At 69.0% G+C, this 25,388-nt stretch carries 18 protein-coding genes; 10 read left to right on the forward strand and 8 right to left on the reverse strand.

Translation table 11 applies throughout. The features are described from left to right. Positions 1-56: 56 nt before the first annotated feature. The 4 genes from ruvX to ACOOHP_RS17625 form a co-directional block, all read right to left on the reverse strand. Positions 57-479, reverse strand: a complete 423-nt coding sequence (gene ruvX, locus ACOOHP_RS17610) for a Holliday junction resolvase RuvX (protein ID WP_420467794.1) — start codon at positions 477-479, stop codon at positions 57-59. A 471-nt stretch (positions 480-950) separates the two neighbouring features. Further along, on the reverse strand, positions 951-1,508 hold the full coding sequence (locus ACOOHP_RS17615; protein ID WP_420468736.1) for a YqgE/AlgH family protein: 558 nt from the start codon (positions 1,506-1,508) through the stop codon (positions 951-953). A 190-nt stretch (positions 1,509-1,698) separates the two neighbouring features. Beyond that, positions 1,699-2,664 (reverse strand): glutathione synthase, encoded by a 966-nt coding sequence (gene gshB / locus ACOOHP_RS17620; RefSeq protein WP_420467795.1) that lies wholly within the window; start codon positions 2,662-2,664, stop codon positions 1,699-1,701. Positions 2,665-2,725: 61 nt separating this feature from the next. Beyond that, entirely contained in the window at positions 2,726-6,736 is a 4,011-nt protein-coding gene (locus ACOOHP_RS17625; RefSeq protein WP_420467796.1) for an AAA family ATPase, read from the reverse strand. Positions 6,737-6,934: 198 nt separating this feature from the next. On the opposite strand from ACOOHP_RS17625, the gene ACOOHP_RS17630 reads away from it, so the two are divergent. From ACOOHP_RS17630 to ACOOHP_RS17640, 3 genes are read left to right on the forward strand one after another with little or no spacing between them, the layout of a single operon-like run. Then, positions 6,935-7,441 carry a hypothetical protein gene (locus tag ACOOHP_RS17630; protein ID WP_420467797.1) on the forward strand — a complete coding sequence of 169 codons (507 nt, stop codon included), beginning with the start codon at positions 6,935-6,937 and terminating at the stop codon, positions 7,439-7,441. After that, entirely contained in the window at positions 7,434-8,837 is a 1,404-nt protein-coding gene (locus ACOOHP_RS17635; RefSeq protein ID WP_420467798.1) for a Dyp-type peroxidase, read from the forward strand. The genes ACOOHP_RS17630 and ACOOHP_RS17635 overlap by 8 nt, the downstream gene beginning before the upstream one ends. After that, positions 8,834-11,170 (forward strand): cytochrome P450, encoded by a 2,337-nt coding sequence (locus ACOOHP_RS17640; RefSeq protein WP_420467799.1) that lies wholly within the window; start codon positions 8,834-8,836, stop codon positions 11,168-11,170. Before ACOOHP_RS17635 ends, ACOOHP_RS17640 begins: the two co-directional genes overlap by 4 nt. A gap of 26 nt (positions 11,171-11,196) precedes the next feature. Here ACOOHP_RS17640 and gshA read toward each other — a convergent pair whose 3' ends face one another. After that, complete coding sequence (gene gshA, locus ACOOHP_RS17645; protein WP_420467800.1) at positions 11,197-12,483, reverse strand: glutamate--cysteine ligase; 1,287 nt, start codon at positions 12,481-12,483, stop codon at positions 11,197-11,199. A gap of 209 nt (positions 12,484-12,692) precedes the next feature. Between gshA and ACOOHP_RS17650 the strand changes: the two genes are divergently transcribed. The 6 genes from ACOOHP_RS17650 (at position 12,693) to ACOOHP_RS17675 (ending at position 23,583) form a co-directional block, all read left to right on the forward strand. Then, positions 12,693-13,046, forward strand: a complete 354-nt coding sequence (locus ACOOHP_RS17650) for a response regulator (RefSeq protein WP_420468737.1) — start codon at positions 12,693-12,695, stop codon at positions 13,044-13,046. Further along, a complete protein-coding gene (locus tag ACOOHP_RS17655; RefSeq protein ID WP_420467801.1) occupies positions 13,043-13,591 on the forward strand; it encodes a chemotaxis protein CheW in 549 nt (182 codons plus the stop codon). The genes ACOOHP_RS17650 and ACOOHP_RS17655 overlap by 4 nt, the downstream gene beginning before the upstream one ends. A 4-nt stretch (positions 13,592-13,595) precedes the next feature. Continuing rightward, a complete protein-coding gene (locus ACOOHP_RS17660) occupies positions 13,596-19,979 on the forward strand; it encodes an Hpt domain-containing protein (RefSeq protein ID WP_420467802.1) in 6,384 nt (2,127 codons plus the stop codon). Positions 19,980-19,986: 7 nt separating this feature from the next. Next, positions 19,987-20,442 carry a chemotaxis protein CheW gene (locus tag ACOOHP_RS17665; RefSeq protein ID WP_420467803.1) on the forward strand — a complete coding sequence of 152 codons (456 nt, stop codon included), beginning with the start codon at positions 19,987-19,989 and terminating at the stop codon, positions 20,440-20,442. 113 nt (positions 20,443-20,555) lie between these two features. Continuing rightward, positions 20,556-20,879, forward strand: coding sequence for a ferredoxin FdxA (gene fdxA, locus ACOOHP_RS17670; RefSeq protein WP_420467804.1), 324 nt, complete (start codon positions 20,556-20,558; stop codon positions 20,877-20,879). 10 nt (positions 20,880-20,889) lie between these two features. Next, positions 20,890-23,583: a PD-(D/E)XK nuclease family protein gene (locus ACOOHP_RS17675; RefSeq protein WP_420467805.1), complete on the forward strand. Its 2,694-nt coding sequence runs from the start codon at positions 20,890-20,892 to the stop codon at positions 23,581-23,583. Between the two features lie 40 nt (positions 23,584-23,623). Here the strand turns inward: ACOOHP_RS17675 and ACOOHP_RS17680 are convergent, their stop codons facing one another. Both ACOOHP_RS17680 and ACOOHP_RS17685 read right to left on the reverse strand, forming a co-directional pair. Next, a complete protein-coding gene (locus ACOOHP_RS17680; protein WP_420467806.1) occupies positions 23,624-23,962 on the reverse strand; it encodes a DUF5615 family PIN-like protein in 339 nt (112 codons plus the stop codon). Then, positions 23,946-24,170, reverse strand: coding sequence for a DUF433 domain-containing protein (locus tag ACOOHP_RS17685; RefSeq protein WP_420467807.1), 225 nt, complete (start codon positions 24,168-24,170; stop codon positions 23,946-23,948). The genes ACOOHP_RS17680 and ACOOHP_RS17685 overlap by 17 nt, the downstream gene beginning before the upstream one ends. 304 nt (positions 24,171-24,474) lie before the next feature. Between ACOOHP_RS17685 and ACOOHP_RS17690 the strand changes: the two genes are divergently transcribed. Continuing rightward, positions 24,475-24,855, forward strand: coding sequence for a nuclear transport factor 2 family protein (locus tag ACOOHP_RS17690; RefSeq protein WP_420467808.1), 381 nt, complete (start codon positions 24,475-24,477; stop codon positions 24,853-24,855). 61 nt (positions 24,856-24,916) lie between these two features. Here the strand turns inward: ACOOHP_RS17690 and ACOOHP_RS17695 are convergent, their stop codons facing one another. Next, complete coding sequence (locus ACOOHP_RS17695) at positions 24,917-25,288, reverse strand: hypothetical protein (RefSeq protein WP_420467809.1); 372 nt, start codon at positions 25,286-25,288, stop codon at positions 24,917-24,919. Between the last annotated feature and the right edge of the window lie 100 nt (positions 25,289-25,388).

Here is a 25,388-nt window from a genome sequence, read left to right on the forward strand (position 1 = left end):
CCGTTGCGTCGGCGCCGCCGCAAATCGATTCGCCCGGCCCTGCCGGACTCGCCGCGCTAGCGGATCGACTGCTCGGCCAGCCACTGTTCCAGAATCACTCGCGCGGCTTCGCCATCGCGATCGCCCTTGCGCACGCGGCGTTTCATGCGTCCGCTGGCGCGGGCGTCGCGTAGCGCGTCGTCGGCGGCGCGCGAGGAATAGCGCTCGTCGGCCAGATGCACGCAAAGCCCGCTGCGCCGTCGCAACTGTTCCGCGAACTGGCGTGCCAGGGTGGTGATGTCCTGCTCGCCGCCGTCCTCGTCCAACGGCAGGCCCACGATCAGCGCCTCGGGCCGCCATTGCGTCAGCAGTCGCTCGATCCCCGGCCAGTCGGGTTGCGTTGACGACCTCAGCGCCGGCAGCGCCCGCGCCGTGCCGGTGAGCGTGTCGCCCACCGCAACGCCGATGCGCTTATGGCCGAAGTCGAAAGCGAGAAACATGATTTAGGCGTTAGGGCCGGAGCGACACGAGCTTACGCGAGTGCCTGGCCTTGGCACTCGCGTGCGTCGGTCCGGCGGGCGGTAGCCCCGGAGCGGCCTGAGATGCCGGGCAGGGCTTACGCCCAAAGCGCGCAGCGCACGTCCTTACGCCTGAATTTGGGCTACCCCTGACTCCACTCAATGAAGCTTATATGTAGGTTAGTCATACACATCAGGTAGGCCGCCTGACACCAGAAGGATTAAATCTCTTTCCGATTTGTCCCTGTACCCATCTTTTGCCTTTCGCATCGCGAAGATGTGCCCAGACCCAGGATTGTTCTCTAATCCTTCTGCCTGAAGAAATTTTGCGTACTCATCCTTGATCCGCTGATCATCTAAGTGTTTCCAGTACAGCTCATTAGGTGTGCCGTTCTTTGCCACAAGAGCCTCATGTGTCGCGAGATCTGCCTAACGCCTCGTTCGACGCCTGCTTCAGGCGTGCCCCGCACCGCTGCCGATCTGGGTGACGTCCAGGCCCAGCAGGCGCGTCGCCGACTGCCAGCGGTTGCGCGCCGGAAGATGGAACAGCACCTGGCGGTCCACCGGCGTGTTGAGCCAGGAGTTCTGCAGGATCTCGTCCTCGAGCTGGCCCGCGCCCCAGCCGGCGTAGCCCAGGGTGACCAGGAATTCCTTGGGGCCGCGGCCTTCGCCGATGGCGGCCAGCACATCGCGCGAGGTGGTGATGAACAACTCGTTGCCGATCGGCATGCAGGATTCCCAGCCGCCGGGTTCGCGATGCACCACGAAGCCGCGCTCGGGCTGCACCGGGCCACCCCAGAACACCACATGGTCCACCGCATCCATCGACTCGTGCGCCACGCCCATCTGGTCGAGCATCGCGGTCAAGGTCAGATCGGTAGGCCGGTTGATGACCAGCCCGATAGCGCCGCTGTCGTTGTGTTCGCACAGCAGCGACACGGTCTGGCGGAAGTTCTCGTCCTCCAGCCCCGGCATGGCGACCAGGAACTGGTTCTTCAGAGTAGAGGCCAGGTCCTGCAAGAAGCGCTCGGAGCGCAACTGGGCCTCGGCCTTGGGCTCGTCGCCGTCGTGGGCTTCGAGCGCGCTGCGGCAGTCGGCCAGCGGGGCGCCGGTGGCCTTGCGCAGGCGGCGGACAGCGGTGGTGGTGATGCGTGGCATGGGGTGCAGTATCCGGCGCCGGCTCGGGCCGGGCAAGACGGCCTCAGTCCTGGCCGGCGAAGCGGCGTGCCAGCGCGTCCATCAGCTTGCCGCCGATATCGGTGCCGTAGGCGGCATCGATTTCGCGCGCGCAGGTGGGGCTGGTGACATTGATCTCGGTCAGGTACTCGCCGATCACGTCCAGACCCACGAACACCAGGCCGCGGCGGCGCAGTTCGGGTCCGACCGCGGCGGCGATACGCCGATCGGCGTCGGACAGCGGCTGCGGCCGGCCGCTGCCTCCAGCCGCCAGGTTGCCGCGCGTCTCGCCGGCCATGGGAACCCGCGCCAGGCAGTAAGGCACCGGCTCGCCGTCGATCATCAGCACGCGCTTGTCGCCGTCGACGATGGCCGGCAGATACTTCTGCGCGACAATCATGCGCTGACCCTGATCGCTGAGCTGCTCGATCACCGCGCCCAGGTTCAGCCCGTCGGCCCCCACCCGAAAGATGCCGCTGCCGCCCATGCCGTCCAGCGGCTTGTAGATGACATCGCCGTGCTCGGCATGAAAGGCCCGCAAGGTCGCGGCATCGCGCGCGAACAGGGTCGGGGGGGCCAGCTCGGCAAACCAGGCGGTGAACAGTTTTTCGTTGCAGTCGCGCAGGCTTTGCGGCCTGTTGAGCACCTGCACGCCAAGCGCCTCCGCGCGTTCGAGCACGTAGGTGCTGGCGATGTAGTGCATGTCGAACGGCGGGTCCTTGCGCATCAGCACGGCATCGAGTTCGCCCAGCGGCAGCACGCGCGCCTCGCCCTGCCATTCGAACCAGCGACTGCGGTCGTCGCGCACGCTCACTGTTCGCATGCGGCCGAACGGCAGGCCGTCGCGCACCAACAGGTCGGACTGCTCCAGGTATTCCAGGTGCCATCCGCGTGCCTGCGCCGCCAGCATCAGCGCCAGGGTGGTGTCCTTGTAAGGCTTGATGGACCCGATGGGGTCCATGACGATGCCGATGCGTCGGGTCTTGCTCATAGCTCTGTCATCGCGTGCTTGCGCGTTGGCGCCATCCTAGCCCGTCGGCGCAGCACCGGCTTCAGGCTTGCGACTGCAGGCGTCGCAGCAGGGCATAAGCGCCCTGGGCCTGCAGGCCGGGGATCAGCGACGCGCCCAGCGCCGGATCGGCGGCGTGACCGTGCGTACGCAATTCGATCAGCACGCGTGCCTGCTCGTTGAGCATCGCGGCGCTTCGTGCGCAGACCAGCGCCGACTGCCACAGGCGCAGCGCGCGTGCGCTGCGCCGCTCGATCCAATCCAGCCGGGCCTGCAGGGTCTGCGCACGGATGCGAACGTTTCCGAAGGTTCGCGACAGCCCCCGCAGGCGCCGACAGCCGGCCTGCGCGTCGGCCAGCAGGGCGTCGTGACGGTTCCGGGAAAAGGCGTCGTTGCGTTCGATCAGGTCCAGCACCACCTCCACGGTGGTGGCGTAGAAATCGGCCCAGTGATAGCCGGCCGGAGGCTGTGCGTGCACCATCCGGTAGACCACCTGGCAGGCGCTGTAGGCTGCTTCGGGCTGGTCCTGGGCCAGCCGCACGCGCGCGGTCATGCGCTGTTTTTCGATGGCGCTGTAACCGTCCTGCGGCGGCGTGGAAATCTGCAGCGCGGTTGCCAGCACACGATCCGCAGCGTCCAGCTCGGCACGGCCCAGATGGGTTTCGGCCTGGTCCAGCAGGCTCCAGCATTCGATCTGTGCGTTGCCGATACGCTGCGCCAGACGCAGCGCCCGCGACCAAGCCTGCTCGGCGCCGGAAAAATCCTCCTGGCACAGCAGAAATGTCGAGCGCACGACACAGGCTTCCGCCTCCAGAGTCTGGTCGCCGAGCTCGCGAATCAGTCGCAGCGCGTGATCGTTGGCGCGCCGGGCCTCCTGCCATCGTCCCTGCTGCGCCTGCAGGATGGCGTGGTAGTGCCAGACCTGGGGCGCGGCATCGCGGCCGGCCTCGCTTTGCGCAACCGCCTGCGCACGCGCCGAGTATCGCCGCGCCGGCCGCGACAGCCCGATCACGCCGGCCATGATCGAACTGCCGGCGAGCACCCGGGCCAGTGCCGCCGAAGGTGCGCCTTGCTCGGCCAGGTTGAGTCCGGCCAGGGTCACCAGCAGCAGACGCTCGGCCGGTTCGCCGTTGAGGTAGTAGATCTGTCCGAGCTTGGAATAGCACTCCACGACCAGGTCGATCTCGGGCTGGCGCGCCGCCAGCCGGCCCTGCACCGCGGCCGGGCGCAAACGGTGCAGGGTCTGCTGCAGGACCCGACCCAGCAGGCGCCTGCGGGTGGCGGCCAGCGCCTTCGGCAGCGGCTGGTCCAGCAGGCTGGCCACGGTTTCCAGGTGATCCCGGCTGGGGCCCAGTTCGCCCAGAAAGTACAACGCCATGCCCAGGCCGCGATGCCAGCGCGCGCGGCGTCCGGCGGAGGTGGCGATCGCCGACTCGCTCTGCAGCTGCAGCGCGCGTCCGAACAGGCGGCGCGCCTCCTGAAAGGCGCCGGCCCGCAGCGACTGGTCGCCCGCCAGCTCCAGGTAGTTGAGCGTCGGTTCGGTCTGGCCGGCCTCGTCCCAGTGATGGGCCAGCAGGGGATACAGCGGGGGCAGGTCGTCGGCGAAACGCGACTCGTACCAGGCTGCCACCGCGGCATGCAGGGGGGCTCGCTGATCGCGGGTCAGCAGCGCGTAGGTGACATCCCGGACGATGGCATGGCGAAAGCTCCAGGAGATTTCGGCGGCGGCATCGAGCCACACCAGGCCGCCGTCGCGCGCCGACGCCAGATGGCGGCCGATGTGCTGGCGCTCGGAGGGCACCGGATAGATCGTGCTCAGGGCGTCCTGGCGGAAGCTTTGACCGAGTACCGAAGCAGCCTTCAGGCATAGCTGCCCCTGCGGCGCCAGCCGGTCCAGCCGACCCAGCACCGCGCTCTCGACCGTCGCCGGCATGTCGCCACTGGCCAGATCCCCGGCCTCGCAGACGCCGTCGCGCACCCCGATGCGACCGCTGTCCAGCAGCGCGCGTAGCAGTTCGCAGCAGAAATAGGGATTGCCACCGACTTTCTGGACCAGCACTTCGTCCAGCGCCGGCGGCAACGTGGCCACGCCCAGCGTCTGCCTGGCCAGCGCCAGTAACTCGGCCGCGGGCATCTCGCGCAGCCGTATCCGCTCGACCTCGGCGCCGCGCGGCCAGGCGCGCAGGCCGGCTTCGGGCCGCGCCGCGATCAGGGTGAGGATGTCGGTGGCGTTGCGCGCCAGCCAGGCCAGGAATCCGCGCGAGGCCGAGTCCAGCCAGTGCGCGTCCTCCAGCGTGATCAGCAACGGCCGCTGTTCGGCGAAGTAGCCGAGAATGGCGCGCATCGCCCGGTAGGTGTTCGCCGCACGCACCGTCCCGCTCAACGGGCGCGTCGATGCGCTGTCGCGCACCGAAAGGCCCAGCACCGGGCCGATCAGCGGCAGCATCTCGGCGATGCCCGCCGCCGCCGAGAAGCGTGCCAGTACGTGCGCGACCAGGGAGTCGCCGTCCAGATCGGCAGGGGTTTCCAGCAGCGCGGTGAAGATCGGCCGCCAGGCCAGGTAGGGCGTATCGCGGTCGATCACGTCGGTGGCACCGGCGACGTGGCGCAGGCCCAGTTCGCGCGCGCAGCGCTGGGCGTGGGCCAGCAGCATGGACTTGCCCAGACCGGGCTCGCCTTCGATCAGCATCAGGCCGCCGCGGCCGTCGCGCAGCGCCTGCAGGCGCCGCTGGATCTGCTCGCGCTCCTCGCTCCGGCCGGTGAGCACCGCATCCTGCTCGTAGCTTCCCTGGCGCCGCCCGAGCGGTCGGCAGATGCGGACCAAGCCGTCGCGGCCCTTGACCGGGACCGACTCCGCGGGCCCGAAGGCGATGCGCTCGCGCGCGGCATGGGCAGTGGCGTCGTCGCAAAGGACCTCGTCGCGCGCCGCCTGCATCAGGCGCGTAGCGACGTTGGTGCCGTCGCCGAAGACGCCGAAATCGCGGCGGCGGTCGTTGCCGAAGCCAGCGCAGAACGCGCGCGCCGTTGCCACCCCGATGCCACCTTCGACGCCGAGCTGGCGCAGCGCCGCCAGCATGTCCTGGGCCGCACGCACCGCGCGCTCGGCGTGATGCTCCAGCGCCGCCGGCGGCAGGCCGAAGTCGCCGGCCACCAGCAGCCCCTTGTCGTCCATGCTCAGGCGCGGGGTGCCGCCGTAGACCTGCAGCAGCGCCTGGAACGTGCGCACGCCCTCGTGGGCGATCTCCAGGGCCTCCGGCCGGTTCAGGTCCAGTTCGCTCATGCCCACCGCCACCACGGTCACCGGGCGCACTTCTGCAATCCAGGCGGTCTGGCCGGCGCGGACCCGGTGCAGGACCGCTGCCGGCACCAGTGGCTCCAGGCTCTGGACCGGCACCTCGGGCGCGCTGCGGCGGTGCGCCTGCAGGTCGGGCAAGACCAGATTCGGCAGGGCGGCGGTCAGCAACCGGTGCGCGGAATCGAGCCGCACGGTCTCCAGCGGACGGCCCAGCGCCACCCAGGCATCGGTGGACAGCACCAGCCGGCCGGCCTGGCCGCATTTTTCGGCCGCCACCGCGTCGCTAAGGGCCGAGCCCCCTGCCAGCAGTTCCCAGCGTCCCGCGTGGCCGCCGGCCAGCGCACCGTGCAGCTGGCCCACCCCGATACCGATGCGGGTGGGGTGGTTGCGACCCAGCGCCCGCTGGATCGCCTGTCCGGCGCAGCCGGCCAGCACTGCGGTTTCCGGCAGGTGTTCCGGGGTCTCGGCCGGCCAGGCGCACAGCATCGAGTCGCCGGCAAACGCGAGCACCTCGCCGTCGTGCGCGTGGACGATGTCGATCATGCCGCAGAAGTAGCGATCGATCTGCGCGTTCAGATCTTCCAGCTCCGCCCGCCCGCCCGCGGTGGCCTGCTCCACCCGACGGGTAAAGCCCTGCATGTCGGTGAGCAAAACCGCGGCGTGCCGCAGTGTGAGGCGACGGCTGACGCAGCCGGGATCCTGCGCGAGGTGCGCGCGCACCAGGCGCGGCACGTAACTGGCGAGGTATCCGCTATCCATCCCTGGTCGATTCGCTTCCCTGTGCGCGCACGACGGTGGCGGTGGGGTGGCAGTCCCAGCGTCGACACGGGTGCCCGTGTCCGCATGGCCCCGCCGCTTTGACGGGCAGCGGGCGTGCTCTCCACACTAGCCCTAGCTTAACGGGCCGATGGGTGCAGCGGATGCACCCTCAAGCCCTCGGGGGCGGGGAGGACGGGGATGCACGCGACCAGAACTCAGGCGGTGGCAGCGCCGACGGCAGCCGATGCGGGCTCCGGATCGCCCGGCCGGCCGGCCGGCCGCTTGCTGGAAGACAGCGTGCAGCAGGGATTGAATCTGTTTCTGGCGCTCAAGAACCCGGCGCAGATGCCGGCCTTGCTGGCCAGTCTGGACGCCTTGCAGCCGCAGGTGCGGGCCGCGCTCAGTGCGCTGCACTACGTGCATTTCGCGCGCTTCCTGCCCAGTCGCGACGGCAGCACCCTGATGGTCATCACCGTGTTCGACGGCGACCTGCAGTCCTATCTGATGGATTTCGTGGCGGTGCTGGGCGAGGTCTTCACCGCCATCCTGGAGTTCGTGCGGGATGCGCCGCGGCTACCGGTGTCGGCCTATCCGCAGGACTTCTGCGAATTCGTGATGAAGAACAATCTGCGGCAGGTGCAGCCCTGGGCCGCCTATCCCTCGATGACCGTGCTCGACATCCTGCAGGCGCAGTCCCGTGGCTGAGGCGGCCCTGGAGCTGGACGACATCCAGGGCAATCTGCTGCGCGGCTATCACTTGCCGCTGGCCGTGCACTTGGCTTTTGCGTTTGCCGACGGCCGATCCGCCCGCGGCCTGCTCGCCGAGCTGATCGACGGCGGCGACGGGCTGCCGCCGCTGACCAGCGCGCGGCCCTGGTCGCACAAACCGTCGACCACCCTGAATCTGGGGCTCACCTGGGCCGGACTGGCGGCGCTGGGGCTGCCTGCGGCGGTGCTCGGCCGTTTCCCCCAAGCGTTTCGCGACGGACCCGGTCAGCCCGAGCGCGCTGCCGCCCTGGGCGACGTCGGCGCCAGTGCGCCCAGCCACTGGGAGCTGGGCGGCAGCGCCAGCGAGGTTGCCCACGGCCTGCTGTCGATCCACGCGGCGGGCGAACCGCACCTGCAGCTGGCGACGCAGCACCTGCGCGACCGCCTGGCACAGGCGGGCGTGCGCGAACTATGGTCGCGGCAGGCCGCTGCGCTGCCGGGCGATCGGGTGCATTTCGGTTACCGCGATGGCATCGCCCAGCCGCGCATCGCCGGTTCCGGGCCGGGCCAGCGGGCGGATGCGCAGCCGCTGGCGCCGGCAGGGGATTTCCTGCTCGGTGGTAGCCACGTCAACTGCTACGGCGGCAATCATCTCGGCGATCTGCCGGCGAACTTGTGCACCAACGCCACCTATGGCGCGTTCCGGGTGCTGGCGCAGGACGCGGCAGCCTTCGAGCGTCTGATCCGCCTCAGCGGCCGACGCTGGCAGATGGACCCGGAACAGGTGGCGGCCAAGCTGATGGGGCGCTGGCGCAACGGCGTGCCGCTGTCGCTGGCGCCGGATCGCGCCGTCGATGCCGTCGGCGCGCCGTCGGTGGCCGATGCCGGCATCCAGGATTTCGACTATGCGCCCAGCGCCGCCCACCCGGGTCGCTACGACGATGCGCTAGGTCTGCGCTGCCCGGTGGGCGCACACATACGACGTCTCAATCCGCGCGGCGCGCAGGTGATGGGCCAGCCGCACAGCCGGCGCCTCGTGCGTCGCGCCATGCCCTACGGACCCGAATACGACACCCGCGACCCGTACCTGGCCGACGACGGCATCGAGCGTGGCCTGGTCGGCTACTTCCTGTGCGGCGATCTGGAACAGCAGTTCGAATTTCTGCAGCGGGTCTGGGTCAACCAGGACATCGCCGCGCCCGGGCTGCGCGGCACGCGCGACCCGTTGCTGGGCGCGCATCCGCCCTGCGGCGGCAAGTTCGTCATCCGCACCGACGATCCGCGCGATCCCATCGTGCTGTCCGACCTGCCGCATTGGGTCGCCACGCGCGGCTCGCTGTACTGCCTGCTGCCGGGCCTGCGCGGCCTGCGCCATCTGGCCCAACCGACATGAACCGGATCACCCCGCAGGACCTGCAGCCCGACGAAATCTGGCCGCTGCGCTCCGGCGACAGCGCCTGCACCGGCTCGGCCCACGTCTACTGGGCCAGCGGCCAGACCCAGGTGCGCCGGCCGCTGGTGTTCGTGGAAGGGTTTCCCGGTGGGCACACGCTGGCTTATCTGCTGGCGGTGCTGCAGCAGCACGGCCTGATGCGGAGCTTGCGCGAGCGCGGCTATGACGTGGTGATCCAGGGGCTGGACCAGGGCGCGGCGCCGATCCAGCACAACGCCGGAGTGGTGGAGGCCTGCATCGAGGCGCTCAAGGCGCGCACCTCGCAGCCGCTGGTGGTGGCCGGCATGAGCCTGGGCGGGTTGGTGGTGCGCTATGCCCTGGCCCGGATGGAACGCGCCGGGCGCGACCACGCCACCCGCGCCATGCTCACCCTGGACACCCCGCATCGCGGCGCCTACACCAGCCTGGCGGCGCAGTGGTTCGCGCAGAATTTCGCGCCTGCCGGCGCACCGATCGCCGAACTGGCGGCCCTGCTCGATACGCCGGCCAATCAGCAGCTGGTGATGCTGTGGCTGCACGACAACCGCGCGCTGCGCAGTCCGCTGCGCAGCGCCTTGCTGCGCGAGTTCGAGGACCTCGGCGGTTACCCGCAACAACCCCGGCGCTGGGCCATCGCCAGCGGTCGAGGCGATGGCGCGCGCAGCTTTCCCGCGCAGCGTCTGGCGCTGGACTGGCAGGACCGCGCCGGCAACGCGGCGCGGCTGTGGACGCTGGGCGAGGGGGCGCCGGCGCGCGTCGCCGAGGGGCAGTGCGAAGGCCAGACGCTGCCGGAGCTGGACGTGCATGGCGAGTTGAGCTGGGAGGCGATGCCGGGCGGGCAGGGGCGTTACCTGGAATCCGCGGCGCAATGCGCGCAGTGGCTGGGCGGCGCGCCGGTGCCCGTCGCAGTGCCGCTGAGCTGCAGCGTGCCCACGGTCAGTGCGCTGGATCTGGACCTGCATCCGCTGGCGCCGGTGCCGGCGACGCCGCCGCACGGCAATCCGTTTCATGCCTACTGCGTGCAGAGTCGCAATCACCCGCACCTCTACTTCGAACCGGCCACCTGCGACTGGCTGCTGGCACGGCTGCAGGAACCGGCGACGGCGACCGTGGCCTTCGATCCGCACGACCCCGACTTCCTGCGCGATCCTTATCCGACCTATGCCGCGCTGCGCCGCGACACCCCGGTGCGCTGGGTGGAGCCCTACCAGGCGTGGTGGGTGTTCGGCGAGCCCGAGGTGCGCGCGGTGCTGGAGGACGCCGCCGGCTTTCTCAAGGCCGACCCCGCGCGGCCCGCGGCGCCGGTCCGCCCTGCCGTGTTCGAGATCGACGACTACCTGGCGCCCGGTCTGTTCGCCGCCGATCCGCCCTGGCATACGCAACTGCGTGCGGCGCTGCAGCCCGACTTCGATGCCGCCATCGCACCGGCCGCGGCGGTGGCCGCCAGCGTTGCCGAATCCCTGCTCGGCGATCTGCCGGAGTCCGGCCGTCTGGAATTGGTCAGTGCCTATGCCCTGCCGCTGCCCGCGCAAACCCTGTTCCAGCTGATGGGCGTGGATCCGCAGCACGTGCCGGTGCTGATCGGCTGGGTGACTGCGGCGGTGATCGCCCACGACATCCGGCAGTCGCAGTCCCTGCGCCTGGCCGGTGCCACCACCGGCTTCGCGCTGGGCGCCTACTTTCAGGGCGCGCTGCGCGCACCGCCGGTGGCGACGCCCGATGCGCTGATCCCGCGGCTGATCGCGCGATCGCAGCAGGGCGGCTTGAGTGCAGACCAGCTGCAGGCCAGCCTGGTGAGCATGGCCATCGCCGGATACCTATCCACCACCTTCCTGATCTGCACCGGCCTGCGGCACCTGCTCGAACATCCGCAGGCGCAGCAGGCCCTGCTGCACGGCGGACCGGCGCAGGAACGCGCGCTGATCGACGAACTGCTACGCCTGGACGCACCGGCGCAGATCGTGGACCGCGTGGTCGCCCGCGACTGCGAACTCGGTGGCATCAGGCTGCGCCAGGGCGACAAGCTGGCGCTGGTGCTGGGTTCGGCCAATCGCGACCGGGCGGCCGCGGAGCGGCCCGATGCGCTGCGCCTGGATCGTTCGGGAGCCGCGCAACTGAGTTTCGGCGAGGGCATCCACCGCTGCATCGGCGAGCCGTTGGCGCGGCAGGTGGCGCCGGTAGCGCTCAGGACGCTGCTGAGGCGCCTGCCCCGGCTGCGGGTCCAGGGCCTGCCGCAATGGCAGACCGATCCCTATCTGCGCGGCCTGAGCAATCTGCCGGTCGCCTGGGGGTAAGACCCCGAGGCGGCGCGCACCACCGCTCAGCCGAGCCCGGCGATCTCGCGTGCGGCCGCCACCAGCGCCAGTCGCGCCACCACGCCGTAGGCATAGAACTGGTTGGGCCGCGCGTCCGGGGCCACCGACAGGTCGGGATGATTGCAGCAGTTTTCGAACGGCAGCGGCTTGAAGCTCATGCCCGGTGCGTTGAGGTTTTCCTGATTGCTGCGCTTTTCGTTGACGCGATAGAAACCACCGACTACGAAACGGTCGATCATGTACACCACCGGTTCGGCGGCGTGGTTGTCCGGGCCCCAGGTCTCGAAGGTGTGCACGCCTTCCTGCAGGATTGCGCCGGTGACTTCGCGACCTTCCTTGGCGCTGCTCATGTGGGTACGCGCCTTGCGGTTCATCTCGCGCACGTCATCGGCGCTGCGCACCGTCATCACGCCCATGCCGTAGGTGCCGGCATCGGCCTTGACGATGACGAAGGGCTCCTCATGGATGCCGTACTCGGCGTACTTTTCGCGGATGTCTTCCAGCAACAGCTCGACGTTGCTGACCAGGCATTCCTCGCCCTCGCGCTTCATGAAATTGATCTGCCCGCAATTGCGAAAGCGCGGATCCACCCACCAGGGGTCGATGCCGGCGATCTTGCCGAACTCGGTGGCCACGTCGCGGTAGTAACCGAAGTGATGGGTCTTGAGCCGCGCGTGCCAGCCCGCCGCGGGCGGAGGCGACACTGTCTGCGAAATGCCCTGCAGCATCTCGGGGATGCCGGCAGACAGGTCGTTGTTGAGCAACACCAGGCAGGGCGTGAAGTCGCCCACGCGCACCTTGTCGCCTTCGCGGACCAGCGGCTCCAGGGTGAGCTGCCTGCCGGAGATCTCCAGTGACAGGGTGGTGGCTTCGCGGACCTCCGGGTTGAGCGTGCCGATGCGCACGTGAAAGCCGGCCTCGCGCAGCAGCTCGAACAGGCTGGCGACGTTCTCCAGGTAGAACTTGTTGCGCGTGTGGTTTTCGGGCACCAGCAGCACGCCGTTGCAGGTCGGGCAGGCGCGCTCCACGGCGGACTGGATCGCCTGGATGCACAGCGGCTCCATGCTCGGCGCCAGGTTGTTGAAGCCGCCCGGAAACAGATTGGTGTCCACCGGCGCCAGCTTGAAGCCGGCGTTGCGCAGATCCACCGAGGCGTAGAACGGCGGCGGCGTGCTCAGCCATTGGCGCCGGAACCAGGCTTCGATGTCCGCGCTGCGCGCGATCAACTGCTGCTCGAAGCGCAGCAAGGGCGAGGTATGCGGGGTGGACAACTGCGGGACGTTGCCGAGCATGGGAATTCCATCGAAGTGGGCGACGCTAAGGTTAGCCCATCCGGATTGCCGGTCCGCGTCGGTGCGGACGTAGGCGGCGTGCGCGGGCATGTGCTAAAAATCGGTGCATTACGGGGAACCGGTCCAAGGCCTTCGGCGCCTGGCGCACCGCGCGCACGGATCAGGCATCGAGGGGAACACGAGTGTCGACAGCGGCAGCAGCCAAGATCATGGTGATCGACGACAGTCAGACGATCCGGCGTACCGCCGAATCGCTGCTGGCCAAGGAAGGTTTTACCGTGGTCACCGCGCAGGACGGCTTCGAGGCCCTGGCCAAGATCGCCGACCACCACCCGGACCTGGTGTTCATCGACATCATGATGCCGCGCCTGGACGGCTATCAGGCCTGTGCGCTGATCAAGGCCAACCCGCGTTACGCGGGCACCCCGGTCATCATGCTGTCGTCCAAGGACGGATTGTTCGATCGTGCGCGCGGCCGCATCGTCGGCTCCGACGAGTACCTCACCAAACCGTTCACGCGCGACGAACTGCTCGGCGCGGTCAAGACCCATCTGCGCAAATGAGCGCGGCCCTGCGCTCGCTGCGTGCCCAACCGTTCCACCTGCTGCTGGAGCTCGACCGGCGCCTGCGGGCCGCCCGTTCGGACAGCGCCGACGGCAGCGCGGATGTCTGGCAGGGCCTGGCGTTTCGCCTCGGCGAGCGCTGGCTGGTCGCGCCCAAGGACGACGTGCGCGAAGTCATCCCGCCGCCGCGCCTGACCCGCGTGCCCAACGCGCGGCCGTGGCTGGCCGGCGTCGCCAACGTGCGCGGCAGTCTGCTCACGGTGGTGGACTCCGGTCGCCTGCTGGGCGACGAGGCCAGCGGCGACAAGCGCACCGCGCGGGTGCTGGTGCTCAATTCGGAACGTCTGCCGGCCGGCTTCCTGGTCGACGAGGTGGCCGGCTACCGCCAGTTCACGGTGCGCGAGCAGGCCGACCTCGAAAGGTCGGAGCAGGACCCGTCTGCGCCCTACCTGCTCGGTGGCTTCCAGCGCGAGGGCCGCGTCTGGCCGGTGCTGAGCCTGCATCGCCTGGCGCAGTCGGACGCGCTGCGGCGCGCGGGGTGGTAAGCACATGAACCGCAACGCGCATAGCCTGCCGTCGTCCATCCGTGGGGTCAGTGCCGGTTTGCACTGGGTGCGCAAGGAGCTCGACCAGAACCTGCAGCTGGCCAGCCAGTTGATCCAGCAGCACGCCGAGGCACCGCAGGGTGCGGCGGCGCTGCACAAGGCCATCTCCCATCTGCAGGAAGTACGCGGCGCCTCGGTGCTGATCCAGGCCTACGGGGTGGCGCTGCTGGCCGAGGAGATGAAGCAGACCGCGCAGGACCTGGCGGCCGGTCGCGTCCACGAGCCCGATCCGGCCTACGCCGCGGTGGTGGGCGCCTGCCTGCAGGCCGGCGATTACCTGGACCTGCTGCAGCAAGGCCAGCAGGACAGCGCGCTGATCCTGCAGCCCATCGTCAATGAACTGCGGCTGTCGCGCGGCAAGAGCCTGCTCACCGAAGACGATCTGTTCGTGGCGCAGTTCCGCGTGCTGGGGCTTGTCCTTCCGCGGCGCACGCCGCTGCGTGACGAAGCCAACCTGCAAGCCGAGGCGCAGCGACTGTCGCCGGTGTTCTCGGCCTCGCTGCTGTCCTGGTTCAAGGAGCAGGACACCGCGCAGGCGCTGAGCCGCATCGGCCGCATCTGCGAGGTGCTGGCGGATCTCTCGCGCGAACGTCCCATGTACCAGTTGTGGCGCACCGCCGCCGCCTGCGTCGAGGCGCTGCTGTCGCGCACCCTGGACGAAACCCTGGAGCTGAAGCGCCAGTTCGGACGCGCCGGGCAGTTGCTGAAGATTGTGGGCGAATCCGGCGAGGCCCCGGCCCTGCGCCAGATGAGCGACGTCTCCATGCGCCTGCTGTTCTACGCCGGGCGTTCGGCCGGCGCCGGCCCGCGCGTGACCGAACTGCGTCAGGGCCTGCAACTGGAGACCTGGCTGCCGCCGGTGGAGACCGTGCAGGCCTGCCGTGCGCGCCTGCGCGGTGCCAATACCGGTCTGCTGGTGCGGGTAGCCGAAGAACTGCGCGCCGACCTGGCCGAGGTACGCGACAGCATCGACATCGCCTTGCGCGCCGGTGCCGGTGCCGACGAACTGCAGGCCACCGCCGATCGCCTCAAGCGCGTCGCCGACACCCTGCTGGTGCTGGGCCTGTCGGCCGAAAGCCAGGCGCTGGCGCAGCCGGTGGAGACCCTGCACGAAGCCGGCGATGCCGGCGTGTCGCAGACCGCTGCCTGGATGGAATTCGCCACCGCGGTATTGCAGGTGGACCTGTCGCTGGAGGGTGCGCTGTACCGCCAGCTGCAGTCCTCCACCGCCGCCGATGACGGTACCGGCAAGCTGGCGGTCGCGGATCTGCGCGACGGCATGTCGGCGCTGTACCGCGAATCGCTGGTCAATCTGGCGCGCATCAAGACCTACATCGAGTCCTATCTCAAGCGCGAAGACGTATTCGGGCTGCCCGAGGCCGCGCGGCTGCTGGACGAGGTCGCCGCCGGTTTTCGGATGCTGGCGCTGGACCGCGCCGAAGAACTGACCCTGCGCGTGCAGCAGTTCCTGCAGTCGCCGGGGTTCACCGCGGTGCGCAGCGACACCGTGGTGGCCGCACGCTTTGCCGACGCCATCGCCGCCATCGAGTACTACCTGGAGTTCCGCCGCGACGGCTCGCCCGCCGCCGCCGATGTGCTCGATCAGCTTGATCTGCTGGCGCAGCGCCTGGGCCAGGCCACGGAACCGGCTGCCGAGGCGGCATCCGAACCTACCGCCGATGCAGCGCCGGAACCGACCCTGGCCGATGCCGCTGCATCCGACGCTGCATCTGCCGCCGATGCCGGCGCAACGGCCGATACCGACTACGCGGAGACGCTGGAAGAACTTTCGATCCTGGACTACGACGCCGCCGCGCGCCGCAGCGTTGCCGCCGAAGAGCCGGTGCTGCCGCCCGAGACGCCGGAATTCCATCTGCTGGGCGAGCCCATGCCAGAACCTCCAGCGGCCGAGGTGGTGCCCACCCCCGAGGCGCAGCCGCAGTCCGCCAGCGAACCCGAACCGGCGATCTTCGAAGGCGCGCTGGCCGAGGAAACCGACGACGCGCTGCGGAGCTTGTCGGACGCAGCACACGACATCGGAACGTCGCCGGCCGAGGCCACGGTCGCGATCATGGCCTCCGAGCCCGAGGTGGACCCGGAGATCCGCGACATCTTCATCGAAGAAGCCTCCGAGGTACTGCAGACCCTGCAGCGTGCATTGCCGCGCTGGCTGCGCCAGCCCGACGAACGCGAGCTGCTCAGCACCATCCGCCGTTCGTTCCACACCCTCAAGGGCAGCGGACGGATGGTGGGTGCGCAGGACATCGGCGAGTTTTCCTGGGCATTGGAAAGCCTGCTCAACCGCTGCCTGGATCGCACTGTCGAGCTGTCGGCGCCGGTAATGGACACCGTGCGCGACGCAGTGGAACTGTTGCCCGCCATGGTCAACGCGTTCAGCGCCCGCCAAGCGCAGCCCGCAGCCGCACCGCGTCTGGCTGCGCAGGCGCGCCAGCTCGCTGGCAGCGCCGTGGCCGGCGACAACAACGAAATGATCGCGGTGTTCCGCGGCGACGCCCAGCAGCGCCTGCAGATGGTGGCGCGCTGGGTCAAGGATCAGGAAGGTCTGGCCGGCGAATACTCCATCCCCGAGCCGGTAGTGCGCGCCTTCCACACCCTGCGCGGCGCGGCACTGGCGGTGGATGCGCGCGCGGTCGGCGAGCTGGCCGGCAGCCTGGAAACCTATCTCGAACAATTGCACCGCGGGCGCGGCACCCTGTCGGCATCCGGCATGGCGCTGGTGGCCGAGGCCTGCACCGTCCTCGACAAATGGGTGGCGCGGGCCGGTGAGCCAGGCGCGACCGGCGTCGATGCGCGGCCCTGGCTGGAACGGGTTGAGGCCTTGCGCGGCGGCGACGGCGCGGTGGCGCCGTCGGAAGACGAGGACGCCCAACTGGCGGAAATCTTCACCTTCGAAGCGCTGGATCTGGTGCAGAAGTTCGAAACCGATCTTCACGCCTGGTCCAAGGCGCCGGCCTCGACCGGGTTTGCGCGCTCGCTCAAAGCCACCGTGCACACGCTAAAGGGCGCCGCCGGCATGGCGCACTGCGCGCCGATCGCCGCGGTGGCCCAGGCGCTCAATCTGCGCCTGGGTACCATGATCGATGGCCAGGCGCCGGGGCCGGCCTTCTTCACCGGCATGGCCGAAGTGGTCGAGGCGCTGTACAGCCAGCTCGACGCCTATCGCGACGGCAGTCTGGATGGCGACGGCACCGTGTGGGTCGACAAGGTGATGAACATCGACGGTTCGCCGCGTCTGGCGACGCCGACCGCGCTGATCTTTCCGACGCCCGCGGCGCCCAAGCCGGAGACGGTCGATTTCGACAGCGCCGAGCACGACGCCGAACTGCGCGAAGTCTTTCTGCAGGAAGCCGAGGAGCTGGTACGCGAGCTGGAGAGCGACAGCGCAGCGGTCGGCGCCAAGCCGCAGGATCCGCAGCGGCTCGGCCCCTGGCTGCGCAACCTGCACACGCTCAAGGGCAGCGCGCGCGTCGCCGGGGTGGAATCGATCGCCGAGCTGGCGCATCGCATCGAGTCGGCCACCGAGGCCGTCGCCGCCGGCAGCGATCCTGCCGCGGCGTTGCGCTTCCGCGAGCAGGCCCGTCTGGGTAGCGAAGGGCTGCGCGATCTGCTGGAGCTTGCGCGCGGCCGCGAGTCGGTGGACGTCGCGGCGCTGATTGCGCGTTTCGATGCGCTGGGCGAAACCGCCATCCCGGACGCAACACTTCGCGAAACCGCCGAATCCGCATTCGAAGCCGGGACCCATGCAGGGGGTGTCGACGCGGAGGCGCCGCTGGACTGGACCCTGGAAGATTTCGCACCGGCGCAGGACAGCGCGACGGGCACTCTCCAGGAGCTGCCGCCGGATGCGCAACCGGACGCGGCGTCGCAGCCCGAGATGCAAGCGTCTGGCGCAGACGCTACCGACGACACCGGAGACGCAGCGGCCGAGCAGGTCGATCGCGAGCTGTTCGCCATCTTTGCGCCGGAGGCCGAAGAACTGCTGGAGTCGCTGCAGCAGGCTTTGCATGCCTGGCGCGAAATCCCCGGCGATGCCGATCCCAGCCGCGTCATGCAGCGCGACCTGCATACCTTCAAGGGCGGCGCGCGCATGGCCGGCCTGATGCAACTGGGCGATGCCGCGCACGAACTGGAAACGCATCTGGAGGCGCTGGAGCGCGACGGCGCGCACCTGCAGCTGGAGGCGGTGCAGTCGGTGAGCCTGCAGCTGGACCAACTGCACAAGCTCTACGACGAAGCCGTGCGCGACACCGGCCTGAGCCAGGCCGAGGTCGCGGCCGCGGTGGCGCCGCTGCCGTCGCAGGTGCCGGCCCCACCGCCGCCGGTGGACAGCCCGGTCGCTGCCGACGCCACGCGCGACGACGAACCGACCTTGGCCGCCTGGGACCCGCAGTTGTTCTGGAACCCGGGACGCGACGAGGCGGCCGCTGCCGAGGCGCGGCGCGAAGCCGTGCGCGTACCGGTGGAGCGCCTGGACGCCATGCTCAACCAGGCCGGCGAGATTTCCATCTTCCGCGCCCGTCTGGAAGAAAAGAACGCCGCACTCACCACCTCGCTGGCGGAAATGGCGCAGACCATCACCCGCGTGCGCGAACAGTTGCGACTGATGGATATCGAGACCGAGGCGCAGATTGCCGCGCGCGGTTTCGCCCGCGGCCCCAGCGAGGCCGACGGTGCGGACGGTCATCGTTACGACGCCCAGTTCGATCCGCTGGAAATGGATCGCTACTCGCGCATGCAGGAACTGTCGCGCTCGCTGGCGGAATCGGTCAGCGACATGGGCTCGCTGTACGCCTCGCTCGACACTTCCGTGAGCGAAGCCGAAGTGCTGCTGCAGCAGCAGGGCCGCATCAACAACGATGTGCAGCAAGGCCTGATGGGCACCCTGATGGTGCCGTTCTCGCGCCAGGTGCAGCGTCTGGCGCGCGTGGTACGCCAGACCGCCGAGCAGAACGGCAAGCTGGCGCGTGCCGAGTTCGAGGGCGCCGACAGCGAACTCGACCGCAACGTGCTCGAGCGCATGACCGCGCCGCTGGAGCACCTGCTGCGCAACTGCGTGGTACACGGCATCGAAACCCCGGAGGCGCGCCGCGCCGCCGGCAAGGCCGACGAGGGAGTGGTCACCGTGACCTTGCGTCGCGAGGGCTCGCAGTTGTCGGTGGAAGTGCGCGACGACGGTCGCGGCCTGGATTTCGACGCCATCCGCGCCCAGGCCGTGCGCCGCGGCCTGATGCGCAGCGACGCGCAGGTGTCCAACGAGGACCTGGCGCGCTTCGTGTTTGCCGCCGGGTTCTCCACCGCGCAGACCCTGACCCAGGACGCCGGCCGCGGCATCGGCATGGATGTGGTGGCGTCGGAAGTCAAACAGCTCGGCGGCACCGTCGACATCGCCTCCGAAGCCGGCCGCGGCGTGCGCTTCATCGTGCGCCTGCCGCTGATGCTGGCGGTGTCGCAGGCGCTGGTGGTGCAGGTCGGCGAGGAACTGTTCGCGATTCCGCTGGGCTCGGTGGAAGGTATTTCACGCGTGCCGCGCGAAACCCTGCCCGCCATGCTCAAGGATGGCGGCGAGGCGCTGGCTTACGGTGACCGCGAGTACCAGTTGCGCCGGCTCGGCGATCTGGTCGGCCTGCCGGTGCCCGCGCGCATCGATGCGCGCAGCGTGCCGGCCATCCTCATGCGGGTGGGCGACGGCCTGGATGCCGCCGGCCGACGCGTGGCGGTGGTCGCCGATCGCCTGCTCGGCAATCGCGAAATCGTGACCAAGGCGGCGGGCCCGATCCTGGGTTCGGTGTCCGGCGTATCGGGTGCCACCATCCTGGCCGATGGCCGCGTGATGCTGATCGTGGACGTGCCGGCGCTGATCCAGGAATCCACCCGCCGGCGTCTGGGCAACGAGGCCGCGGTGGCTCCGGCGGCGGTGGAAGACGCGCGGCGCCTGATCATGGTGGTGGACGATTCCATCACCATCCGCCGCGTCACCGAGCGCCTGCTCACACGCAAGGGCTATCGGGTGATCACCGCCAAGGACGGCCTGGATGCCATGGCCATGCTGCAGACCGAAACCCCGGACGCCATGCTGCTGGACATCGAGATGCCGCGCGCCGATGGCTTCGAAGTGGCGGCGTTCGTGCGCAACACGGCGCGCATCAAGCGGTTGCCGATCATCATGATCACCTCGCGCTCCGGCGACAAACACCGCGAGCACGCGCGCAGCCTGGGCGTGGACCGTTACCTCATCAAGCCCTACCAGGAGGACCAGTTGATCGAAGAACTGCGCGTCCTGCTGGCCGCACAACCGGCAATGGCCTGACGCGCTCATGGCAGACACCCTCTTCGCGGTACTGATCCAGATCCAGGGCGACGCGCTGCTGCTGCCCAACGCTGCGGTGTCGGAAGTCACCGCCATGGATCGTTTCGAGAACGCCGAATCGCGTGCCCCGGGCTGGCTCGCCGGTTGGCACACCACCGCCGAACGCCGCATTCCGGTGCTGTCGTTCGAAAGCCTGTGCGGGCGTCCGCGGCCGGAAAACCAGAAGCGCCAGCGCGTGGTCATCGTCAACCCGGTCGGGCAGCGCGTGCACGGCGGCGCTTTTGCGTTGCTGGCGCAGGGCCATCCGCATCTGCTCACGCTCAAGCGCGAGGCGATTGCCGCCATCGACCTGCGGGTCAACGACCGCCACGAGATGATCCTGTCGCGCGTGCGCGTGGCCGGGCAGGAAGCGGTGATTCCCGATCTGGAACGCATCGAGACCGAACTGGCCGGCCTGGCCTGAACGGACCTCAGGCAGAGGCCGCCACGAGCGGCGCGATCCTCCCCCGAGTAATGCGGGTCAGCCCCCCTGAGACTACAATCCGGCGCCTTGGCCGTTACGTTTCAGGATTGAACATGACTTTTGTCGTCACCGAAAACTGCATCAAGTGCAAGTACACCGACTGCGTGGAGGTCTGCCCGGTCGATTGCTTTCACGAGGGCCCGAATTATCTGGTGATCGACCCCGAAGAGTGCATCGACTGCACCCTGTGCGAGCCCGAGTGCCCCGCCAACGCCATCGTCGCCGAGGACGATCTCAAGGCCGAAGACGCGCATTTCAAGGAACTCAACGCCGATCTGTCGAAGATCTGGCCGGTGATCACCGAGCGCCAGGACCCGCCGGCCGACGCCAAGGACTGGGACGGCAAGCCGGACAAGCTCAAGCTGCTGGAACGCTGACGGCGGCGGGATGATCGGCCCGCAAGAAGCCCCCGATCCGGACCGGCCCGCGACGCTGGTTCTTACCGCCACCGAGCGCCTCGCCCGCGAACTGCGCGAGGCCCACAACCTGCAGCGTGCCGACGCTGGCGCCAGGGTCTGGGAAGCGCCGCGGGTGCAGTCCTGGTCGCGCTGGCTGATCGACACCTGGACCGCAAGCTGGCCCGACGCCCAGCTCCTCAGCTCCACCCAGGAGCTGGTGCTGTGGCGCAGCGCCATCGAACGTGACGGCACCCATACCCTGCTGGCGCCGCTGTCCGCTGCACGCGAGGCGCGCCGCGCCGATCAGCTTCTGCGCCGTCACCGCATCGACCTAAACGCCTGGCCGGCCTGGCAGGACGAGCATCAGGCCTTTCGACGCTGGCGCGCGCAGGTCACCCGCCAGCTATCCGAACACCACTGGCTGACCAGCGCCGACATCGCCGGGGAGGTCTGCGTGCTGATCGAAACCGGCGCCGTCGGCACGCTGCCGGTGCGCATCGAGCTGGCCGGCTTCATCGAGCCGCCCGGCGCGGCCGAACAGGCGGTACTGAACGCGCTGCGCGCACGCGGTGTGGACCTGCAAACACGCGCGCCGCCGGCTCCCGAGGTACAAGTCCACCGCCACCGCCTGCCCGACGAGGCCGCGCAATGGCGCTGGGTGGCGCAGCTACTCCAGCTCGCCTTGCAGCCCTTCGTGCAAAGCGGCAAACGCCCGCCGCGTCTGCTGCTGGCACTGCCCGATCCGGACGCCGCCCGTGAACCGCTGGAAGCCGCGCTGCGCGATGCTCTGCTGCCCGCATCGGGCCTTGCCGACGATGCCACCGCGCTGCTGCCCTGGCGCTGGGCGCGCGGCCGACCGCTGGCCGAACAGCCGCTGGTGGACAGCCTGCTCGCCGCGCTGCAATTGCAGGCCGAGCGCAACGCCCCGGCGCTGGTCAGCCGCGTGCTGTTGTCCGGCGCGTTGTGGAGCGAGGCCCAGCGCGCAGAGACCGCTGCGGTGGACGCAAAGCTGCGCGACACCGGGCGTCCGCAGATTCCGCTGGAGCGCCTCACGCAACTGGGCCCACAGGACTTGCGCGAGCGCTTCGCCCGTCTGCTGGCATTGCTGCAAGCTGCCCCGTCGCGAGCCCTGCCCAGCGCCTGGTCGCACCACTTTTTGCAGCGCCTGAGCGCGCTCGGCTGGCCGGGGGTCGAGGCGCTGGATTCGCAGAGCTACCAGGCGGTGCGCGCCGCGCGCGGGCTGCTCGATCGCCTCGGCACCCTGGACGCCCAGCTCGGTCGCGTACCCGAAACCACCGCGCGCGAATGGCTGGGCGAACTGCTGCGCGCCACCGACTTCGAGCCGCGCGCCGATCACGAGCAACCCATCTTCATCACCCGCCTGGACGAGGCCGCCACCCTGCAGGCCGACCTGCTGTTCGTGCTCGACGCCACCAGCCAGCGCCTGCCACCGCAGCGTCGCGCCTCGCCGTTCGTGGCGCAGGACGCGCTACGCTCCGCCGGCGCGGCCGAGGCTGACCCCAGCGCCTGGCTGGCCCGCACGCAGGCGCAGGTCCAGGCGCTGCTGCAGCAGGTCGCCCCGCAGGTCCACGTCTGCGCGCCCAGGCTCGACGCGCGCGGCGCCGAGCTGCTGGTGTCGACGCTGTTCGGCGATGCGCAGGCCTGGCCGGACGCCAGCACGCCAGATGCCGTCGGCGCGCTGGAAGCCGCCCTGCCGCAGGATCCCGCCGCGCGCCCTCTGCAACGACCAGACGCCGACCCGGTACCACCGGTAGACCCCGAAGAACAGGCCGGCCTGCGTCCCGACGCCGCGCTGTTCAAGGCCTGGTTCGAATCGCCGTTCTTCGCTTTTGCGCGTTACCGCCTCGGCGTCGAATCGTTGCCCGAACCCGCTGCCGGCATGGACGCGCGCGTACAGGGCAATCTGGTTCACGCCGTGCTCGAAGCGCTATGGGCGCAGATCGGCGACAGCCGCAATCTTGAAGCGCTGCGCGATGCCGGCACGCTCGACGCACTGATCGACACCACGCTGGACGCTCAGCTCCCGCAGCTGCTGGCCGAAGCCGACTACGGCGCCGCGATGGTCCGCCTGGAACGCCAGCGCGTGCGCGCTCTGCTGCAGCAATGGCTGGCGCACGAGACCCGTCGCCTCGACCCGTTCCACGTCCGCGCCATCGAACCCAACGCCCAGCCCACGGTCGCCGGTTTGAGCCTGCGCCTGCGCCTGGACCGCGTCGATGAAGTGCAGACGCCCTACGGCGCGCGCTGGCTGGTCATCGATTACAAGACCGGCCGCAACGCCGAGCCGCGCGGCTGGAAGGCCGAGCGCCTGGAAGAGCCGCAGCTCCCGCTCTACGCCGGCTACGCCGCCACCCTGGCCGCCGGCGTCCCGCAGGTGGATGGCATCTGCTTCGGCCACCTCAAGGACGGCCATCCCGCGCTCGCCGCACAGACCAGTTGGCGCAAGAAACTGATCAACGACCCCGCCGCCGATACCGACGGCGAATGGCAAGCCAAGCTCGGCCAGTGGCGCGTGGCGCTGGAAGCCGCCGCACAAGGGTTTCTAGCCGGAGAAGCGGGCCTGGCGCAGCGCGTCAAACCGCGCTCGCACTACGCCGATCTGCTGGTGCTGACCGCGCAGGGCGAGGACGACGATGCTGACGGGGATGACGGCGGCGCCTGACGGGCTTGCGGCTTTCAGCCGGTCATTCCGGGGAGGGCGGTCAAGCGCGATGAGGCGGTAGCGCACCGACTCTCTCGACAGCGCCGGGCCCCGCGCGGACAGCCGCGCCGAGGATGCTGTCAACGAGCGGAGCCAGATGGACCATGCGATTTGATACTGCGTGCACCACTACGATCCCAAATGGCAACACCTTGACGTTCTGTTGAAACTCCAGACTGCGATCCATTGTGACGAAGATTTCGCAGACCTCTCCTGCGCGATGGAGAAGCTCACCGTTCTTCACGCCGGACCAGCCCAGGCGGTGAACGGTAGAGACCTGATGGCCTGCGAGGAGGCTTGCGAAGTCAGCCGGAAAATTCTCATCAAGCAGGATGCGCATCCGTTGCGACCCGTTCAAATGCCGCGTCCAGCAAGGCAATCGCCTGTTCTCGCCTCACCGACGGGAACTGGTGAAGAAATTCCTCAAGCGTCTCCCCCCCTTCCAGATAGTCGAAAAGCGACCGCACCGGAACACGCGTTCCGACGAAAACAGGCGTGCCGCTGAGGACTTCCGCGTCTGTGTGGGTAATGCCGATCAGCGAAACCATGGGGATCTCCTGCGTCGCGACCAGTATAGGCGCCAGGAGCCTGATCGGGCGGTGAAGCTGATGTAGTGCGGCCGGGCGCGCAAGGTCCTTGCCGGGTGCCTGCGCCGACGGCCGGCGTGGGACATAGGACCGTTCTCGAAGCCAAATCGTGGCGATCCTGCGGCGGCGGGAACGTCATGCCATGGCACTACCCAAATTCGTAATCCCCGCCCCCCTGCGATACGGTTCGACTCCAGCGGGCACAGCACCCGCGGCCACAACGGCCTGGCATCGGAACCACTCATGGAGGACCAAAAAAATGGCAATGACCGATCAAGCGAAACAAAACCTCGCCGTCGCAGAAAGGTACATCGAGCTCTACAACTCCGACCCGGAGAAATTCGTCCGCGAGTGCTACCACCCGGACTACAATCTCAACTGCATGGGCGTCGGATCGTTCGAAGGCATCGACAAGTTCATCGAGATCGAACAGGCGGTGTGGAACGCGGCGCCCAACCGCAGAATGCACGTTCTCAAGATGCACGCCACCGACACCGCGGTCATCGTGGAAGTCGTGCTCAAGGACAAGACCCGCGGCGAAGACTGGGGCATTCCGCTGTGCGCGGTACTTGAAATCAGAGGCGACAAGATCGCCCTGGATCGCTCGTACGCGGATTACAAGGACTGGCCGGGGCTCGCGGTATAGCGGCGGATCACGGAGCGCGAACGACGGTGGTGGGGACTCAGTATCCTGTCACCGTCACTCCTTAGGGGACGAGCGCAACGAGCACTCCGATAGCCCCGAGTAGAATCCCGACGAGCGTCCACTCGTTTGAACGGTGAATTGCGGCCCACCCGCCTTCTGTTACGCGCCACACCGGCCCCGAAGTCTGGAAGCGAAATGCCTCGGGTAGTTCGCCATTAGGACCGAGCCGCCCTTTTGGCACCGAGTTTTCTAGCGGTTCAACCCAGCCGCGCATGAAACAGGTCTTGAGCGCCGCATCTGTTTCTTCATTGTCCGGTACGGCGTTCTCGATCACCCATACGTTGCCGGGTTGAAGCACAAGCGCAACACGCTGGCGCGCCAGCCGCCTCAGCACTGCCCGAACTGCCCACTCCCGACGTGCGTACAGAAACATCTTCTTGTCCCCTAACGCCTGAGCTCAGGCGCGCTTGAGGCGACGCCTGCTTTTGCGGAAGCAGAAGTAGGTGGCGGGTCAAACGTCGCCTGCAGCGAAA

It is taken from the genome of Panacagrimonas sp. (genome assembly GCF_965216805.1).
In the GTDB taxonomy this organism is placed as follows: Bacteria; Pseudomonadota; Gammaproteobacteria; order Nevskiales; family Nevskiaceae; genus Panacagrimonas.